Annotated in this window: 15 protein-coding genes; 13 read left to right on the forward strand and 2 right to left on the reverse strand. The window is 66.7% G+C overall.

Annotation, left to right across the window (positions count from 1 at the left end; genetic code table 11):
- Nucleotides 1-5 precede the first annotated feature (5 nt).
- The 5 genes from WS70_RS29985 (at nt 6) to WS70_RS30000 (ending at nt 5,422) form a co-directional block, all read left to right on the forward strand.
- Nucleotides 6-1,007: a CE1 family esterase gene (locus tag WS70_RS29985; protein ID WP_226382893.1), complete on the forward strand. Its 1,002-nt coding sequence runs from the start codon at nt 6-8 to the stop codon at nt 1,005-1,007.
- Between the two features lie 122 nt (nt 1,008-1,129).
- Nucleotides 1,130-2,263 (forward strand): molybdopterin-synthase adenylyltransferase MoeB, encoded by a 1,134-nt coding sequence (moeB, locus tag WS70_RS29990; protein ID WP_059596920.1) that lies wholly within the window; start codon nt 1,130-1,132, stop codon nt 2,261-2,263.
- A 45-nt stretch (nt 2,264-2,308) separates the two neighbouring features.
- Complete coding sequence (locus tag WS70_RS29995; RefSeq protein WP_226382894.1) at nt 2,309-4,006, forward strand: MDR family MFS transporter; 1,698 nt, start codon at nt 2,309-2,311, stop codon at nt 4,004-4,006.
- On the forward strand, nt 4,003-4,302 hold the full coding sequence (locus WS70_RS32035; protein ID WP_156438089.1) for a hypothetical protein: 300 nt from the start codon (nt 4,003-4,005) through the stop codon (nt 4,300-4,302). The genes WS70_RS29995 and WS70_RS32035 overlap by 4 nt, the downstream gene beginning before the upstream one ends.
- Nucleotides 4,303-4,360: 58 nt before the next feature.
- Nucleotides 4,361-5,422 (forward strand): helix-turn-helix domain-containing protein, encoded by a 1,062-nt coding sequence (locus WS70_RS30000; RefSeq protein ID WP_203236012.1) that lies wholly within the window; start codon nt 4,361-4,363, stop codon nt 5,420-5,422.
- 838 nt (nt 5,423-6,260) lie between these two features.
- Here the strand turns inward: WS70_RS30000 and WS70_RS30005 are convergent.
- Together WS70_RS30005 and WS70_RS30010 are read right to left on the reverse strand one after the other, a co-directional pair.
- Nucleotides 6,261-6,941 carry a TetR/AcrR family transcriptional regulator gene (locus WS70_RS30005; protein WP_059596918.1) on the reverse strand — a complete coding sequence of 227 codons (681 nt, stop codon included), beginning with the start codon at nt 6,939-6,941 and terminating at the stop codon, nt 6,261-6,263.
- Between the two features lie 144 nt (nt 6,942-7,085).
- Complete coding sequence (locus tag WS70_RS30010; protein ID WP_059471053.1) at nt 7,086-8,258, reverse strand: acyl-CoA dehydrogenase family protein; 1,173 nt, start codon at nt 8,256-8,258, stop codon at nt 7,086-7,088.
- Between the two features lie 142 nt (nt 8,259-8,400).
- Between WS70_RS30010 and WS70_RS30015 the strand changes: the two genes are divergently transcribed.
- The 8 genes from WS70_RS30015 (at nt 8,401) to WS70_RS30050 (ending at nt 18,687) form a co-directional block, all read left to right on the forward strand.
- Nucleotides 8,401-9,234, forward strand: a complete 834-nt coding sequence (locus WS70_RS30015; protein WP_059471054.1) for an SDR family oxidoreductase — start codon at nt 8,401-8,403, stop codon at nt 9,232-9,234.
- Between the two features lie 13 nt (nt 9,235-9,247).
- Nucleotides 9,248-10,108: an SDR family oxidoreductase gene (locus WS70_RS30020; protein WP_059471055.1), complete on the forward strand. Its 861-nt coding sequence runs from the start codon at nt 9,248-9,250 to the stop codon at nt 10,106-10,108.
- A gap of 1 nt (nt 10,109) precedes the next feature.
- Nucleotides 10,110-11,726, forward strand: coding sequence for an acyl-CoA carboxylase subunit beta (locus tag WS70_RS30025; protein WP_059596917.1), 1,617 nt, complete (start codon nt 10,110-10,112; stop codon nt 11,724-11,726).
- Nucleotides 11,727-11,738: 12 nt separating this feature from the next.
- Entirely contained in the window at nt 11,739-12,890 is a 1,152-nt protein-coding gene (locus tag WS70_RS30030; RefSeq protein ID WP_059596916.1) for an acyl-CoA dehydrogenase family protein, read from the forward strand.
- A 6-nt stretch (nt 12,891-12,896) separates the two neighbouring features.
- Nucleotides 12,897-13,739: an enoyl-CoA hydratase/isomerase family protein gene (locus WS70_RS30035; RefSeq protein ID WP_059596915.1), complete on the forward strand. Its 843-nt coding sequence runs from the start codon at nt 12,897-12,899 to the stop codon at nt 13,737-13,739.
- Nucleotides 13,736-15,742 carry an acetyl/propionyl/methylcrotonyl-CoA carboxylase subunit alpha gene (locus WS70_RS30040; RefSeq protein ID WP_059596914.1) on the forward strand — a complete coding sequence of 669 codons (2,007 nt, stop codon included), beginning with the start codon at nt 13,736-13,738 and terminating at the stop codon, nt 15,740-15,742. Before WS70_RS30035 ends, WS70_RS30040 begins: the two co-directional genes overlap by 4 nt.
- Nucleotides 15,743-15,776: 34 nt before the next feature.
- On the forward strand, nt 15,777-16,661 hold the full coding sequence (locus WS70_RS30045) for a beta-keto acid cleavage family enzyme (protein ID WP_059471060.1): 885 nt from the start codon (nt 15,777-15,779) through the stop codon (nt 16,659-16,661).
- Nucleotides 16,662-17,025: 364 nt separating this feature from the next.
- Complete coding sequence (locus WS70_RS30050) at nt 17,026-18,687, forward strand: AMP-binding protein (protein ID WP_059471152.1); 1,662 nt, start codon at nt 17,026-17,028, stop codon at nt 18,685-18,687.
- The last annotated feature ends 76 nt before the right edge of the window (nt 18,688-18,763 follow it).

The following is an 18,763-nucleotide window of genomic DNA, read 5'->3' on the forward strand; positions in this document are numbered from 1 at the left end:
TCGAAATGCATCCGACCGCCGTCGTCTTGGGTACGCTTGCGAGCTTGCTCGCAGGCTTCTGCGCATTCGCCCTCCGCAGAAGCCGGATGCGTTCGCCGGACCGACAACCGGCGCCGCCTGCGCGCCTCGAATCGCTGTGCGTCGGCGACACGGTCCGCACGTTCCTGCATGTCACGCCGCCGTCCCTGCCTCCGAATGCGCCGCTCGTCATCGTCTTCCACGGCGGCTCCGGTACGCCGGAACAGATCCGGAAATACACGGCGTTCGAATTCGATGCGCTAGCCGACGCGAACGGCTTTGCGCTCGCCTATCCGCGCGGCGTCGGCGGCAACTGGAATACCTGCCAGAAAGGGCGCAAGAACGCGGCGACGCGACGCAACGTCGACGACGTCAGCTTCACGCGAGAAATAATCGCATGGTTTGAATCCGTTTACGGGATCGATCGATCCAGCGTCTTCGTTGTCGGATTTTCGAACGGCGGGCACATGTGCTTCCGCCTCGCACTCGAAATGACGGACGACCTCGCAGGCTTTGCCGCGATTGCGGCCAATCGACCCGCGCCGGCCGATTGCAGGCACGCGGGCAGGCGCGTGGCGGTGCCGATGATGACGATCAGCGGCACGGCGGATCCAATCAATCCGTACCAAGGCGGAGAACTCTCACCGTACGGCCTGCGTGCGCTCGGTCCTGTACTGTCCGCCGAGGAAACCGCGCGCTCATTCGCCCGCCCGGACGCCGCGCACCATCGCGACGAAGCGGACGGCCTATTTCCCCGGGATCGCAAGACCCGCGCGGTGCGAGATGCGTGGGGCGACGAGAACGTACTGATCACGATTCACGGCGGCGGACACACGATTCCCCAGCCGCGCTATGTGTTCCCGCGCCTGTTCGGCAGAACCAGCACTGCGGTCGACACGCCGCTTGAAATCTGGCACTTCTTCCGCATGATCGCAGCGAACCGCGCGCGCGCGGCCGCGCCGAAGCAAAGGTCGATGCAGTCCGGCTGACCCGCGCGATTCCGTCGCCGCGGCCTCGCGGGGGCAGCGAACCGGTGCCGGCCGTTGCATCGAACGTCCCGGTGCGTGGAGCTGGCTCAACGCTAAACATTGCTGACGAGACGGAGTATCTTATGCTGTCCAATAATGAGATCAAGCGCTACAGCAGGCACCTCATCATGCCCGAGATAGGAATGGATGGGCAGCGCCGCTTGAAGGCGGCCAGCGTACTCTGCGTCGGCACGGGCGGTCTGGGATCGCCGCTCGCCACTTATCTGGCGGCGGCGGGCGTCGGACGTCTCGGCCTTGTCGACAGCGACATCGTGGACGTCAGCAATCTGCAGCGACAGATCCTCCATCACACGTGCGACGTCGGCCGCAGAAAAGTGATATCGGCGAAGGAAAAGCTGAACGCGCAGAACCCTGAAATCGAGATCGTCGTTCACGACGCAATGCTGACTCCAGACAACGCGCTGGACATCTGCACGGACTACGACATCATCGCCGACGGTAGCGACAACTTCCCCACGCGCTACCTGATCAACGACGCCTGCGTACTGCTCGACAAGCCGAACGTCCATGCGAGCATCTTCCGGTTCGACGGGCAGGCGACGGTATTCCACGCGAAGCACGGCCCTTGCTATCGATGCCTGTTCGCCGAGGCGCCCCTCCCCGGCGAAGTCCCCAACTGCGCCGAGGGCGGGGTGCTCGGCGTACTGCCCGGCCTGCTCGGCGTCGTTCAGGCAACGGAGGTCATCAAATTGATCCTGGGCATCGGAACGCCGCTCATCGGAAGACTGCTGACGTTCGACGCGCTGAGCATGCGCACGCACGAACTGCGGCTAGACAAGGATCCGGATTGCCCGATCTGCGGCGCCCGCCCCATCATTCGCGACCTGGTGCGCGAGCAGGCCGCTCAGCCCGCTTGCGGAACGCCGCCTCCCGAGACCGCGGAAATCGGGGTGGCGGAATTGCAATCGATGCTGAGCGATCCATCGATCAAATTGACACTGCTCGACGTGCGCGATCCGAACGAGTGGGAAATCTGCCGGATCGAAGGCGCAAAGCACATCCCAATGAGTGTTCTGAGCGAGCGCCTGCACGAGGTCGATCCCGCCGCGGACATCATCGTCTATTGCCTCGCGGGCAAGCGCAGCGGCACGGCCGTCGCGCTCCTGCGCCAGGCCGGCTTCGGGAACGTGCGAAGCCTGTCAGGCGGCATCCGCGCCTGGGCGGCTTCCGTCGATCCCGCGATGCCGATTTATTGATCGCGGCGCTCTAACGTGCCGTTTCGATGAACCATGGGAGAGCAAATGGAAAAGCAATCCAGGAAGTCGGCACGATCCGGCACGCTCGCCAACGTCCCCGCCGCCCACATCGACGACGTCCCGCTTTCGAGAGAATCCGCTCGTCCGCCGGCACGGCATGCGTTACGCCGGATATCTGATGCTCCGGCCGATCCGGCATCCGCTTGCGCGTCGAAACCGGCCACCGGCGATCGGCAACCGGCTCACGCGCCGCCGAGCGCGCGCGAAATCCGCACGATCTATTGGGCCCTGATGGTGGTCATCGGCCTCGGCACGCTCGATCAGAGCATCGTGGCAACCGCGCTGCCGCGCATCATGTCCGATCTCGGCGACATCGCCAAGAGCTCGTGGATCGTGACCGCCTACGTGTTGTCCTCCACCACGTCGATGCCGCTTTACGGGAAGCTCAGCGACCAGTTCGGCCGCAAGCGGATGATCTTCATCGCGGTGGCGGTGTTCCTCGTCGGCTCCCTGCTGTGCGGCCTATCGCAAAGCCTGACGGAGTTGATCGCGGCGCGCGTGGTGCAGGGCCTAGGCGCGGGGGCATTCCTGCCATTGAGCCAGACGATCATCGCCGATCTGATTCCGCCCGCGCAGCGCGGACACAAGCAAGGCGGCATCGCTGCAGTTTTCGCCGCGACGAGCGTGATGGGCCCGCTGCTGGGCGGCGTAATCACCGATGCATTGTCGTGGCACTGGATTTTTCTGATCAATCTCCCGGTAGGCGGCGCGGCGCTGTACAACATCGTCCGCAAGCTGCGCCCCGGGCAGCCCGGCGGCGCGCAGCGAATCGATTACCTGGGATCACTGCTGATGACGGCGGCCGTCACGGCGTTTCTGCTGGTGCTCTCGCTGGGCGGCTCCGCATGGCCGTGGCACTCGCCGCAGGTCTATGGCAGCGCGGGGGCCGGCCTAGTCTTGACTGCGGCACTGCTTATCCACCTGCGGCGCGCGGCGGCGCCAATCCTGCCCCCGAACCTGTTCGACAACACGGTATTCAACATCGCGTGCATCGTGATGTCGCTGACATTCATGGGCTTGTTCGGAGCGACACTGTTCCTGCCGCTGTTTTCACAGCTTGTCAGCGGGACGGGAGCGACCGAGTCGGGCCTGCTGATGGTGCCGCTGATGCTGGGCGCGGTCATCTCGTCGGTGATGGGTGGCCGCATCCTGGCGCGCATAGGCCGCTACAAGCCCACGCAAATGGCGGGACTGTCGACCGCCATCGTGGCGTTCGCGCTGCTCGCCTGGTCCATCTCGACCCGCCTCAGCTACTGGTTCATCGAGCCCTGCGTCTTCATGCTCGGAATCGGACTGGGTCTCGTCATGCCGAACATGACGGTCGCGGTCCAGAACGCGCTGCCGGTCGCGCAACGCGGCGTCGGCACCGCGATGCTGACATTCTTTCGCTCGCTGGGCGGGCTGGTCGGGATTGCCGGATCGAGCGCGATCATCGCGAGTCAGTTGCCAGCCACGGAAGCCGCGACGCGCACGGCGCTCGCCGGGCATCATCTAAGCGGCCCGATCCACCAGGCGGCCGGTGGCCTGGCGGACATCTACCGCAGTTCGATCGCCGAAACGTTCGCGGTCGGCTCGGCGATCGTCGCGCTCGCCCTTGTCGTGCTGTTACGGCTGCCCGAGCTTCCGCTCGTGGATCGGGACGACGCGCCGCCCGACGCCCAGGAAGTGCCCGCACATGATTGAGCACGCTCGGCCACAACGCCTTTTCCGTTTCGCATGCGACGGCCCTTTCGACGATCGACGCGGAAATCGGCGCGACGGCGACGGCCATCGGCGGCCGGCTGCGCCGATGCGTCCCGCATTGCGCATCCGCGCGCCGGGCTTTTGCGCGCGTCGTCCGCCGCCTCATCATCAGTGGTGCGTCCCATAAGAGCCGCGCTCAAGCGGTGGAAGTGCGATCTTGCGCACAGACCGGCGAACCGTATCGGTTCCATACGACAGTCGACAAATGCGCCCTCGAATATCGATTTCGCATATAAATATAGAAATCCAATAGAACTATTAATTCAATCAGATCATTCAGTCTTGGAGAGGGACATGGAGAATGTCGAAATATATCGATTTCCAAACATAAAATTCGATGCGAGCAAGGAATTCGAACCCTCGCAAAATCAGGACGCGATGGCCCATCTCCGGCGGGGTCAGACAGACGCCGCCGCGCCTGAGGGGCCGGACAGTTTTTTCAGCGGCGCGCACGTCGGCGACCTGATGCTCGGCACGCTTCGCTACCCCACGACGATCTCGAACGGCCTCGTCACATATGAAGCCATCCGGACCATTCAGCGCACCCATTGCGACGATTTCGATCACTACTTCTTCTGTGCCTCCCGCGAGCATGCGTGGCAGTCGACATCCGAAACCGGCATCGTTCGCATTGGCGCGCGGCAGCTCTTCTTCGCCGATCTGGCTCGGCCGCTGTGCATCGACGTTCAGTCCGGCGACGTCGTCATCCTGATCGTTCCGCGCAACTTCATCCCCATCGATCTCTCCTCGCGGCATAGCACCGTATTTTCCGGGCTGATGGCGTCGCTCGCCTCTCAGTACATCGTCGGTCTCGCGGAGCACATCGGCGCCATCTCCCATTCCGAATCGAAAGCCATCGGCGACGTCACGCTGCATATGCTGCTGGCCGCGACGTCTGTGGCCCACGACCCTATCGGGCCTGTTCGATCGAACCTGGAAATAGAATTGACCAGGAAAGTCAAAACCTATATCAACAACCACCTGGAATCACCGAAATTGTGCGTCGATTCCATTTGTCATGACATCGGCCTCTCGCGCGCCGCGCTATATCGATTATTTTCGAGGGAAAATCTGGGCGTCGCCGAATACATCAAACTTCTTCGACTGAGAAAGATTTATTACATCCTGAGACACTCGACCGAATCCCGCATCCGGATTTCCGAACTCGCCGACCGCTATGGGTTTTGCTACAACTCCTCGTTCGCGAAACTGTTCAAACGTCAGTTCGGCTGCGCGCCGTCGGAGATCAGGCGGAATACCGCGGTCGAGCTACGCTCGGACAACGACAAGGCAACGCAACACGACATGCTGCTCGATTTCAACGAGCGGCGCCACTTTCCCACTGGAGCTTCCTGAGAAGGCGAACTCGCCGTATCGCACTGCATCGTCGCTCGCGATCGATCCGCAACGCTGGTGTCGGCGAAACAGACGGACGCCGCCTCGATTCGGGCGAATGAACCTGAATAGGGCCGAGGGTAGCCGCGTGAGCGTTGTCATGCGCTGCTGAAGCGATCGACCGCGACGTGATCGCATCATGCGTGCGCATTGCATGCGGCGTTCGGGCGAAATGAATAACACGCATCCGACGCCGCCGCGCATCGCTTTTTCCTGCCCCAATCGTCCGAACGCCTTCCATGCCTGTCATTCCGACCTCGATATGGCGTCACGGGCCTCGCCCAATCATCGGCCAGCGCTGTCCCACGCATTGGCGCTCGCGATAATCGAGCGCGGCCGCCTATTGCCCGCCGCCCAAATGGTCGCCCGGGCGCAGGCGGCTCACCTCACCCCCGTTACCATCTTCCAGCCCCGATAATCGGGGGCTTTGGCCAGCCAGGCCCGGTATGATTCCCGCCCCCAGTCGCCGATGATCCGGGGGGTGTTGTCGCCGGGCCTGGTGGGTGGCTGGTGATCGTTGACAGGGGTTTGGCCGGGATTTCCCGACGCCGTCCGTAACGTGGATGCCGAGACTTGCCACCGTTGTTGCAGGCCAATCCGTTCACTCAGCACAAACTGCGATTCTTGTCATGATGCGCGGCATCGTTCATTTCGTCGGCATTCCGTTCATCCGCCGGTGTCGCTCGCCTCCGATCTAGCGCGATATGCGCGCCCGCCAGCTGCTGGTGGCTTGCCGAACGCGTTTTCACGGCCAGCGCCGCAAAGTTCCGGACATCGAACGAAAAGCGGTTCGTCCGCGTCAGCGCGCTTTCGCGGCGCGCTTTCTCTTCGCCGCACTCGCGGCCGCTGGCGCGGGCGCCGGCATCCCTCCTGTCCGCAACAGGAACTGCACCGCGTGATCGGCGAGCGCGTCGAAGCCGAGCGGCCCGTCCGGCTTGTACCATTGCGCGACCCAGTTCAGCGCGCCGAACATCAGCAGCCGATCGATCGGCGTCGGCGCGGGCCACTCGCCGGCGGCCTGCAAGCGCTCGATCACGCCATCCCACACCGCCTCGTAGCGGTCCTTCAGCTTCAGCACCTTCGCCTGCATCGCTTCGTCGAGCGACTTCCACTCGTACAGCAGCACCGGAATGAAATCGTGATCCGGCGACACCAGCGTCTTCAGGTGCGTGTGCACGAGCGCGCGGAACGCGTCGCGCGCGGGTTGGTTCTCGACGTCGAGCGCCTCGATCCGCGCAAGCGCGTTCGACATCCCCTGCTCCATCACCGCGACGAGAATGTCCTGCTTCGTCTTGAAATAGTAGAACCAGCTTCCCGCCTGCACGCCCGCCGCCGCGGCGATGTCGCGGACCGTCGTTCGTTCGTATCCCTGCGTGCGGAACAGCTTCGCGGACTTGAGGATCAATTCGTCGCGCAGCGTCGCGCTCTCGCCCTTCACGGGACGTCCGCGTTTACGCGCGGCCTGAGGTATGGCGCTCATAGAATCACAATGCGATGTTTCGAACCGGCATTCGCCGCCGCGAAGCCGCGACGAAGCCGGGAATTCGAACGATTATCGGCGAGTTTCAAACGCTTGGAAAGCCGATCCGCCCGCATGCGCCGCCCGTTCGCCGAGCGCCCCGCCCTAATATTCGAGCTGCCGCGCCGCGAGATCCTTCATGATTTCCTCCGCGCCGCCGCCGATCATGTTGACCTTCACTTCGCGATAGATTCGCTCGGGCCGCGTGCCGCGCATGTAGCCCATGCCGCCCAGGATCTGCACGGCGGCGTCCGCGCAGAACTGCATCGTCTGCGTCGCGAAGTTCTTCAGCATGCAGATCGTCGCGACGAGCGTCGGCGCGCGCCTGTCGAGATGATCGATCTGCCACGCGCATTGTTCGAGCCACGCGCGCGTCGCGTCGATGTGCATCGCCATGTCGACGAGCTTGTGCCGGATCACCTGATGGTCGACGATGCGCTGCCCGAAGGTCCGGCGCTGCCGCGCCCAGTCGAGCGCGTCTTCGTAGCAGACTTCCGCGAAGCCGAGCGCCGACGCGGCAAGGCTGAAGCGCTCCAGATTGAAGTTCTGCATGACGAGCGGAAAGCCGCCGCCTTCCGGGCCGATCAGGTTCGCGGCCGGCACGCGGCAATCGTCGAAACGCAGATGCGCGGTATCGGACGCCCACCAGCCCATCTTGTCGAGCGGCGTCTTCGACAAGCCCGGCACATCGCCTTCGACGAGCAGCAGCGACAGACCCTTCGCGCCCTGCGCGTCCGGATCGGTGCGCACCGCGACCGTGTAATAGTCGGCGCGGATGCCCGACGTGATGAACACCTTCTCGCCGTTCACGACGTAATGGCCGCCGTCGCGCACCGCGCTCGTGCGCAGCGCGGCGACGTCCGAGCCGCCGCCCGGCTCGGTGATCGCGAGCGCCGAAATCTTGCGGCCCGCGAGAATGCCCGGCAGCACGCGCGCCTTCAGTTCGTCGCTGCCCGCGTGCACGATCGGCGGCGCGCCGATCGTGTGCGACATCAGCGAGCTGACGACGCCGCCCGCGCCGCAGTGCGCAAGCTCGATCGAGCAGATCAGCCGATGAAACATGTCGACGTCCTCGACGCCGCCGTAAGCATCCGGAAAGCCGATGCCGATGAGGCCGATGCGCGCCGCCTTCTCGTACAGTTCGCGCGGAAACTCGCCCGCCTCGTCCCATTCGTTCACATACGGCGCGATCTCTTTCGCGACGAACCGGCGCAGCGTATCCTGCAATTCGATATGTTCCGGCCGGTAGTACGCCGGATTCGGGATGGCACGTTGCATCGAGGTCTCCTGTCGGTATGCCGGGGTCGGTTGCATTCGTGCCGATTCTAGGAATGCGGCAAAAATAAATCAACCGATTGATTTATTAGATTCGCAGCGCTACGATGTGCGCACGTTGCAACGACGACATTCGAGACACCCGATGAACACACTGCAAGGAAAGACCGTTTTCATCACCGGCGCCTCGCGCGGCATCGGGCTTGCGATCGGCAAGAAAGCGGCGAGTCTCGGCGCGAACGTCGTCATCGCCGCGAAAACCGTGGAAGCGAATCCGAAGCTGCCCGGCACGATCTACAGCGCGGCGGCCGAGATCGAAGCGGCGGGCGGCGCATGCCTGCCGCTTCAGGTCGACATCCGCGACGAGGCGCAGATCGCCGACGCGCTCGCGCGCGCGGCCGAGCGTTTCGGCGGCATCGACGCACTCGTCAACAACGCGAGCGCGATCAGCCTGACCGACACGCCGAACACGCCGATGAAGCGCTTCGACCTGATGTTCGACGTCAACGTCCGCGGCACGTTCGCATGCACGCAAGCGGCGCTGCCTTATCTGAAGCAGTCCGCGCAACGCGGCGGCAACCCGCACGTGCTGACGCTGTCGCCGCCGCCGAATCTCGATCCGAAATGGTTCGCGCCGCACGTCGCCTACACGATCGCGAAATACGGAATGAGCCTGTGCGTGCTCGGCCACGCGGAGGAATTCCGCACGCACGGCATCGCGGTCAACGCGCTGTGGCCGCGCACGGTAATCCATACGGCGGCGCTCCGGATGATTCCCGGCATTCCGCCCGCGATCTGCCGCACGCCCGAGATCGTCGCCGATGCGGCCGCGCAGGTACTGTCGCTCGACGCGCGCACGCATACCGGGCGCTTCTTCATCGACGAACAGGTGCTCGCCGACGCAGGCGTCACCGACCTGTCGCGCTACGCGGTCGTGCCGGGCACCACGACGTTTCCGAACGATCTGTTTCTCGACTGACGGATAACACCAGATGGGATATCGCTCACAACTTCGCGCGGGCAGCTTCGACGGCAAGATCGCGCTCGTCACCGGCGGCGGCAGCGGCATCGGCCGCTGCTGCGCGCATGAGCTCGCGTCGCTCGGCGCGCACGTCGTGCTGCTCGGACGCAACGCCAACAAGCTCGCGAACGTGTCGGCCGAAATTCACGAAGATGGCGGGCGCACGGACGAGATCGCATGCGACATCCGCGACGAAGACGGCGTGCGGCAAGCAATCGCGCAGATCGTCGAGCGGCACGGCCGCGTCGATCTGCTCGTCAACAACGCGGGCGGCCAGTTCCCCGCGCCGCTCGAGCAGATCAGCGCGAAAGGCTGGCAGGCGGTGCTCAACACGAACCTGCTCGGCGGCTTTCTCGTCGCGCGCGAGTGCTACGTGCAATCGATGAAGCCGCGCAAGACAGGCGCGATCGTCAACATCATCGCCGACATGTGGCACGGGATGACCGGCATGGGCCACAGCGGCGCCGCACGCGCAGGCATGCTCAACTTCACCGAGACGGCCGCAGCCGAATGGGCGCCCGTTCGCGTGAACGCGGTCGCGCCCGGCTGGATCGCGTCGAGCGGCATGGACACCTACCCGGACGCAGTCAAGCCGATGTTGCGCGCGCTGCCGAAGATGGTGCCGCTCGGCCGCATCGGCAACGAAGCCGAAGTGTCGGCGGCGATCGCGTTCCTGTTGTCCGACGCCGCGTCGTTCGTCAGCGGCGCGTGCCTGCGCGTCGACGGCGGCGCACCGAACGCGCGCCGCCATTTCCCGATGCAGCCCGTCGATGCGAACGCGCCGTTCGACGGCTTCCATCGCGCGATCGCGCCCGAACTCTTCAAGCGCTGACATGCCGATCTTCGATTCCCGCCTCGACACCACGAGCGCCGCGTTCCGCGACAACGCCGACCACATGCGCGCGCAGATCGCGCAGTTGCAGGCGCTGCACGCGCGCGCCGCGAACGAATCGGCGAAGGCCGGTCCGCGCTTCGAGAAGCGCGGGCAGTTGCTGCCGCGCGAGCGGCTCGCGCTGCTCGTCGACGCCGGCGCGCCGTTCCTCGAGCTCGCGTCGCTCGCCGGCTACCTCGTCGGCGAAAGCGATCCGGACAAGTCAGTGCCGGGCGCGGGTCTCATCGGCGGCATCGGCTACGTGAGCGGCACGCGCTGCATGATCGTCGTCGCCGATTCGGGCATCGACGCGGGCGCGCTGCAACCGATGGGCCTCGAGAAATTCCAGCGGCTGCAACGGATCGCGCTCGACAACCGGCTGCCGTTCGTGCATCTCGTCGAATCGGCGGGCGCGAACCTGATGCAATACCGCGTCGAGGAATTCATCCACGGCGGCCGCCATTTCTTCCAGCTCGCGAAGCTGTCCGCCGCTGGCATCCCGGTGCTCACGCTCGTGCACGGCTCGTCGACCGCGGGCGGCGCCTACATGCCGGGGCTGTCCGATTACGTCGTGATGGTTCGCGACCGCGCGAAGGCGTTCCTCGCCGGCCCGCCGCTCCTGAAAGCCGCGACGGGCGAGATCGCGACCGACGAGGAGCTCGGCGGCGCGACAATGCACGCGACCGTGTCGGGGCTCGCCGAATACGTCGCGGACGGCGACGCCGACGGCATCCGGATCCTGCGCGAGCTCGTCGACAAGCTCGGCTGGCGCGAACGCGAAACGGCGCTGCCCGTCGGCGCGGACCCCGCGCTCGATCCGGAAGGACTGCTCGGCATTCTGCCGCGCGACGGCAAGAAGCCCGTCGACATGCACGAGGTGATCGCGCGGCTCATCGACGGATCGGACTTTCTGGCGTTCCAACCATCGTACGGGCCGGCCACCGTCTGCGTGCACGCGCGCATCCACGGCATGCCCGTCGGCATCGTGACGAACAACGGCCCGCTCGATCCGGCCGGCGCGACGAAGGCGACGCACTTCATCCAGGCGTGCTGCCAGAGCGACGTGGCGCTCGTCTATTTGCAGAACACGACGGGCTTCATCGTCGGCAAGGCGTCCGAGCGCGCGGGGATGATCAAGCACGGCGCGAAGATGATCCAGGCGGTATCGAACGCGACCGTCCCGCAGATCACGATCCTGTGCGGCGCATCGTTCGGCGCCGGCAATTACGGGATGTGCGGACGCGGCTTCGATCCGGCGTTCGTGTTCTCGTGGCCGAACGCGCGCACCGCCGTGATGGGCGCGGAGCAGGCCGCGCTCACGATGGCGATCGTGATGGAAGGCGCGGCGCGCGCGAAAGGCGTCGAGCCGGACTGTGCGCGCATCGACGCGCTGCGCGAGAAGATCGTCGCGAACTTCGAGCGCCAGACCCACGCGTTCTATACGTCGGGCCGCATGCTCGACGACGGCGTCATCGATCCGCGCGACACGCGCCGCGTGATCGCGATGACGCTCGCCGTCTGCCGCGACGGCCACGGCAAGACCGTCCAGCCGCTCACGTTCGGCGTCGCCCGCCCCTGATCCGGAGACATCATGCACTTCACCGAAGAACACGCCGCCATCGCGCGCACCGTCAAGCGCTTCATCGAGCAGGAGGTCAATCCGTACGTCGACGAATGGGAAGAAGCCGGCATCTTTCCCGCGCACGACGTGTTCAGGAAGCTCGGCGCGCTCGGCATGCTCGGCCTGAGCAAGCCCGCCGCGTTCGGTGGCGGCGAGCTCGACTACAGCTACGAACTCGTGATGGCCGAGGCGCTCGGCGTATGCGCGGCGGGCGGCGTGCCGCTCGCGATCGGCGTGCAGACCAACATGGCGACGCCCGCGCTCGCGCGCTTCGGCTCCGACGCATTGCGCGCCGAATTCCTCGCGCCCGCGATCGCGGGCGAGCAGGTGTCGTGCATCGGCGTATCCGAGCCGGACGCGGGCTCCGACGTCGCATCGATCCGCACGGCCGCACGCAAGGACGGCGACGACTACGTGATCAGCGGGACGAAGCTCTGGATCACGAATGGCACGCAGGCGGACTGGATGTGCTGCCTCGCGAACACGTCGGACGGCCCGCCGCATCGGAACAAGTCGCTGATCGTCGTGCCGCTGAAATCGAAAGGCGTGCACATCGAGAAGAAGATCCGCAAGATCGGCATGCATTCGTCGGACACCGCGCAGATCTTCTTCGACGACGTCCGCGTGCCGCGCCGCAATCTGATCGGCGAAGAAGGCCAGGGCTTCACGTACCAGATGCTGCAATTCCAGGAAGAGCGGCTCTACGGCGCCGCGGCCGCGCTCGTCGTGCTCGATCGTTCGATCGATGAAACGATCGACTACACGCGGCAGCGCAAGATCTTCGGGCGGCCGGTGCTCGATCACCAGGTCGTTCACTATCGGCTCGCCGAGCTGAAGACCGAAGTCGAGGCGCTGCGCGCGCTCACCTATCGCGCGACCGAGCTTTACGTGCAAGGCGGCGACGTGACGACGCTCGCGTCGATGGCGAAGCTGAAGGCGGGACGCCTCGCGCGCGAAGTGACCGACAGTTGTTTGCAGTTCTGGGGCGGCATGGGCTTCGCGTGGGAATCGAGCATCTCGCGGACTTATCGCGACACGCGGTTGTTCTCGATCGGCGGCGGCGCGGACGAAGTGATGCTCGGCATCATCTGCAAGAAGCTCGGCACGCTGCCGCGGGAGTGACGCGCGATGATCGAAACGACTTCCCCGACGCTCGCGCCGCTGCACGTTACGCGAGCGGACGGCATCGTGTTCGCGACGCTGAATCGGCCGGCCAAGCGCAACGCGCTGACCGACGATCTCGTCGCTGCGCTCGACGCCGAATGCGAACGCGTCGCCGCCGATGACGGCGTGCGCGCGTTCGTGCTGCGCGGCGCGGGCGGCGTGTTCTGCGCGGGCGGCGACTTCGGCGGCTTCAAGACGATGATGCGCGAGCCGGCGCCCGCCGGTGAGATCGATCCGATCGCGGCGTCGAACCGCCGGTTCGGCGCGCTGCTCGACAAGCTCGCGGCACTGCCGATGCCGACGCTCGCCGTGATCGAAGGCGCGGCGATGGGCGGCGGCTGCGGGCTCGCCGCCGCGTGCGACCGCGTGCTGATGGCGAACGATGCATATCTGTCGATGCCGGAGACGTCGCTCGGGCTGCCGCCCGCGCAGATCGCGCCGTTCATCGTCGCGCGCGCGGGCGCGGTGCGCGGCCGCTGGCTGATGCTGACGGGCCGCAGGCTGTCGGCCGCCGACGCGCTGCATGCGGGCCTCGTCGACGAAACCGCGAGCGCCGACGGCATCGACTTGCTGCTGCGCGGCGAGCTCGCGCGCGTGCTCGCATGCGAACCGGCCGCGCAGCGCGCGACGAAGCGGATCGTCGCCGATGCGCTGCGCCGCGAGCGCGGCGCCGTTCTAGACGCGGCCGCGGACGAATTCGCCGCCGCGCTGCGCTCGGGCGTCGTCGTCGAAGGGCTCGCCGCGTTGACCGACAAACGCGCGCCCGGCTGGGCGAGCGACGCGCCGGCGCTGCCGGAGATGCCATGAGCGAACGCCGCTTCACCCGACTCCTGATTGCGAATCGCGGCGAGATCGCGGTGCGCATCGCGCGCACCGCGCGGCGGCTCGGCATCGCGACCGTCGCGGTCTACTCCGGCGCGGACGCGCGCAGCCCGCACGTCGGCGCATGCGACGCGGCGGTGTCGATCGGCAGCGCGACGCCCGCCGAATCGTACCTGTCGATCGACAAGCTGATCGACGCCGCATTGAAGAGCGGCGCGCAGGCGATCCATCCGGGCTACGGCTTCCTGTCCGAGAACGCGGCGTTCGCGCGGCGCATCGCCGATGCGGGCCTCGTGTTCGTCGGCCCGCGCGCCGACGCGATCGACGCGATGGGCGACAAGGCGCGCGCGCGCCGCCGGATGGCCGCGGCTGGCATCCCCGTCGTGCAAGGCTACGACGGCGACGACCCGAGCGAAGCGCGCATTCTTGCGGAGGCCGAACGAATCGGCTTTCCGGTGATGCTGAAGGCGTCGGCGGGCGGCGGCGGACGCGGCATGCGCCGCGTCGATACGCGCGACGCGCTGCCCGCCGCGCTGAAGCTCGCGGTGTCCGAAGCGCAGAAAGCGTTCGGCGACGGCCGGATGATCGTCGAGCGCGCGGTGATCGAGCCGCGTCACGTCGAAGTGCAGGTGTTTGCCGACGCGCACGGCCACGTCGTTCATCTCGGCGAGCGCGACTGCTCGGTGCAGCGCCGTCATCAGAAGATCGTCGAGGAAGCGCCGTCGCCCGCGGTCGGCGCCGCATTGCGCGCGCGGCTCGGCGCGACGGCCGTGGCCGTCGCGCGCGAGATCGGCTACGTCGGCGCAGGCACCGTCGAGTTTCTGCTCGATCGCGACGGTCAGTTCTACTTCATGGAGATGAACACGCGGCTGCAGGTCGAGCATCCAGTGACCGAGCTGATCACCGGACAGGATCTCGTCGAATGGCAGCTGCGCGTCGCGCGCGGCGAAGCGTTGCCGCTCGCGCAGCAGGACGTTCGGTTCGACGGCCACGCGATCGAAGTGCGTCTCTGCGCGGAAGATCCCGCCGACGACTTCCTGCCACGCACGGGCGACGTGCTGCTGTGGCGGCCGGGCCGTCATGCGCGCTGCGACCACGCGCTCGCCGACGGCGTCGCGATCAGTTCGTTCTACGACTCGATGCTCGGCAAGCTGATCGCGCATGGCGGCACGCGCGCGGAGGCGATCGACCGGCTCGCGAACGCGCTCGACGACACGGTGCTGCTCGGCGTGCCGAGCAACCGCGCGTTTCTCGCGCGCGTGCTCAGGCATCCGTCGTTCGTCGACGGTCGCACCGTGTCGACCGCGTTCGTCGCACAGCATTTTCCCAGCAACGACAGCCGCCGCTTCGCGCCGCCGGACACTGCGTGGGCCGTCGCCGCATGGCTGTCGGTCGCCGCCGCCGACCGCGCCGACGCGACGCCGCTCCCGTGGCGCGGCTGGCGCAACGGCGCGCCGCTGCCGGTGCCGTACCGGCTGTCGTGGGTGGGCGCGGGCGGCGATCATCCCGATGCGCGGCGCGGCAGCGTGACGATCGATCGGCGAAGCATCGTCGTGCATGCGCACGGCCGCTCGCCGCTCGCGCTCGAAGGCGCGCCGCCTGCGCATCCGGGCGCATCGTCGTCGATCGCGCTCGACGGCCGCACGCTCGATTACTGCTTCGCGATCGCGCACGGCCGCCTGTGGCTGCAACTCGACGGCATCGATTACGCGTTCGCGATCCACAACCGCGAAGGCGACGCGGGCGCCGACGCCGCCGGCAGCGACGGCGTGCTGCGCGCGCCGATGAACGGCCGCGTGATCGCGGTCGACATCGGCGAAGGCGCGACGGTCGCGGCCGGGCAAACCGTCATGGTGCTCGAAGCGATGAAGATGGAACACGCGATCGTTGCGCCGTTCGCGGGGCGGGTCGCGTCGCTCGGCACGCGCGCGGGCGAGCAGGTCGCGCCCGGCCAGGTGCTCGCGCAACTCGAGCCGCAAGCCGGCTGAACGCGGCCGGCATCCGAAACAAGGAGATTATTCGATGAGCAATCCGGTCGTCATCACGTGCGCGCTGAACGGCATCTTCACGGACCCGAAGCAGTTCAACGTGCCCGTCACGCCCGAGCAGATGGCGCGCGAAGCGAAAGGCGCATACGACGCCGGCGCGTCGTGCATGCACGTGCACTTCCGTCGGCAGGAGGCGGACAAGGGGCACCTGCCGTCGTGGGACCCGCAGCTCGCGGCCGAGATCGCGCAGGCGATCCGCGAGGCGTGCCCGGGCGTGATCTTCAATCAGTCGACGGGCATCGTCGGGCCGAACGTCGACGGCCCGCTCGCGTGCATCCGGTCGATCCGCCCGGAGATCGCCGCATGCAACGCGGGTTCGCTCAACTATCTGAAGGTGAAGGCCGATGGCGCATGGGCGTGGCCGCCGATGTTGTTCGACAATCCGGTCGACAAAATCGCGTCGTTCCTGAAGACGATGGCCGAGACGGGCGCGGTGCCCGAATTCGAGTGCTTCGACACCGGCATCGTTCGCTGCATCGACATGTACGCGCGCGCCGGATTGTTCGCGGGACGATCGAACTACAACTTCGTGATGGGCGTCGAGTCGGGAATGCCCGCCGATCCCGAGCTGCTGCCGATCCTGATCCGGCTGCTGCGGCCGGACTCGACGTGGCAAGTCACCGCGATCGGCCGCGCGAACATCTGGGCGCTGCATCGGCGCACGGCCGAGCTCGGCGGGCAATTGCGGACCGGTCTCGAAGACACGTTCTATCTGCCGGACGGCGCGCGCGCGACGTCGAACGCGCAGCTCGTCGATGCGATCGCGACGGTCGCGCGCGAAGCCGGGCGGCAGATCGCGTCGCCGCAAGAAGCGCGGCGGATGCTCGGCGCGCGCGCCGAGGCGGCATCGCATGCGTGATCGGATGAAAGCGCGATCGGATGGATGCTCGATTGCAGTGGCCGCGCCGGCCGCTTGTGCGGTCGGCGTACCGCGGACACTGCGGAGGTTGTAGCGAAGCGCCGGCGAGCGCGAGACTTGCATCCGCCGTAACGCAAGCCGATGCATTCGCGCTTGGTCTGCGCCTGGAAACGCGACGCGCGTGCGTGCATCACACACTGCGCGTCGAACGTGAAAGGTGAGGATTTTCGGGAGGCCAACGACGCCGTCCCGAACCGACGAAAACCGGCGCACGTCGGCGCTGTTCGAATGCACCGGGCCGCCACATCACAACGAACCGAGGCCGCGGCCGCCGCACGCGCCCGGCGCTCGCCAGGAGACGACATTGACCTCGATCGCCCCGGACAACCTGCCGCTCGAACGCCTTCAGCATTGGGAACGCGCGCGCGCCGACGACATCTGGCTCGTCCAGCCGACGGGCGGCGGCGAAGCCCGCCGCTTCACGTGGCGCGAGGCGGTCGACGAAGCCCGCCGCATCGCCGCGTATCTGCGCGCGCTCGACCTGCCGCGCGGCTCGAACATCGCGATCCTGTCGAAGAACTGCGCGCATTGGATCCTCGCCGATTTCGCGATCTGGCTGAGCGGCCACGTGTCGGTGCCGCTCTATCCGACGCTCGGCGCCGAATCGATCCGGCAAGTGCTCACGCACAGCGAAGCGGCGGTGCTGTTCGCCGGCAAGCTCGATGCGTGGGAGCACATGCGCGCGGGCGTGCCGTCGCACGTGCGATGCATCGGCCTGCCGTATCTGTCCGATGCGCAGTTCGACGGCGCGAGATGGGACGACATCGTCCGCGACACCGCGCCGCTCGCGGACCATGTGACGCGCGCCGCCGACGAGCTCGCGACGATCGTCTACACGTCGGGCACGACGGGCGATCCGAAGGGCGTGATGCTGACGTTCGGCGCGCTCGGGTGGTGCGTCGAGCCGGTCTTCGATCTGATCGCGCTCGGGCCCGACGACCGGATGATCTCGTACCTGCCGCTGTCGCACGTCGCCGAGCGCGGCTATGTCGAGATGCTGTCGGTGCGCACCGGATTCACCGTCCATTTCAGCGAATCGCTCGACACGTTCCTCGCCGACCTGCAGCGCGCGCGGCCGACGTTCTTCATCTCGGTGCCTCGACTCTGGGCGAAGTTCCAGCACGCGGTCGCGAGCCGCCTGCCGCCCGGCCCGATTCCCGATGCGATGAAGCCGATGATTCTGCAGCAGCTCGGCCTCGATCAGGTTCGCCTCGCCGCGAGCGCGGCCGCGGCGATCGAGCCCGCGCTGCTGACCTGGTATCGCGATCTCGGGCTCGAACTGCTCGAAGGCTACGGGATGAGCGAAGTGTGCGGCGTGTCGCATTCGTGCCGGCAGCACGACATGCGGCCCGGCTACGTCGGCACGCCGGTGCGCGGCGTCGAGAGCCGCCTCGCCGGCACCGGCGAGATCGAGATCCGCTCGCCGGGCAACACGATCGGCTATTACAAGCGCCCGGACCTGACTGCGGCGCTCTTCACGCCGGACGGCTTCGTGCGCAGCGGCGACAAGGGCGAGCTCGACGACGCGGGCCGCCTCAAGATCACCGGGCGCGTGAAGGATATCTTCAAGACGAGCAAGGGCAAGTATGTCGCGCCGTCGCCGATCGAGAGCCGGCTGACGATGCATCCGTTCGTCGACGCGTGCTGTGTCGTCGGCGCGGGACTGTCGCAGCCGTGCGCGCTCGTGTCGCTGTCCGACGAGGGCCGCCGGCTCGACGGCAACGGCCGGCGCGCGGCGCTCGTGACGTCGCTCGGCGAGCATCTCGAACGCGTCAACGCGAGCCTCGACGATCACGAGAAGCTGCGCTTCATCGTGGTCGTCGATTCGATCTGGAACGAGACGAGCGGCTTCGTGACGCCGACGTTCAAGGTGCGCAGGAATCGCGTCGAAGAGCGATATGCGCCGTTTCTCGACACATGGGACGCGCGAGGGACGACGGTCGTCTGGGAGTCCGAAGCGGCCTGATCGACGCCGCATCGTCACGGCATCGCTCGATGACAAAAGGCGCGCGGCGCGGCGCGCCTTCTTTCCGATCTGACCG

Origin of the sequence: Burkholderia mayonis (assembly GCF_001523745.2) — a bacterium.
In the GTDB taxonomy this organism is placed as follows: domain Bacteria; phylum Pseudomonadota; class Gammaproteobacteria; order Burkholderiales; family Burkholderiaceae; genus Burkholderia; species Burkholderia mayonis.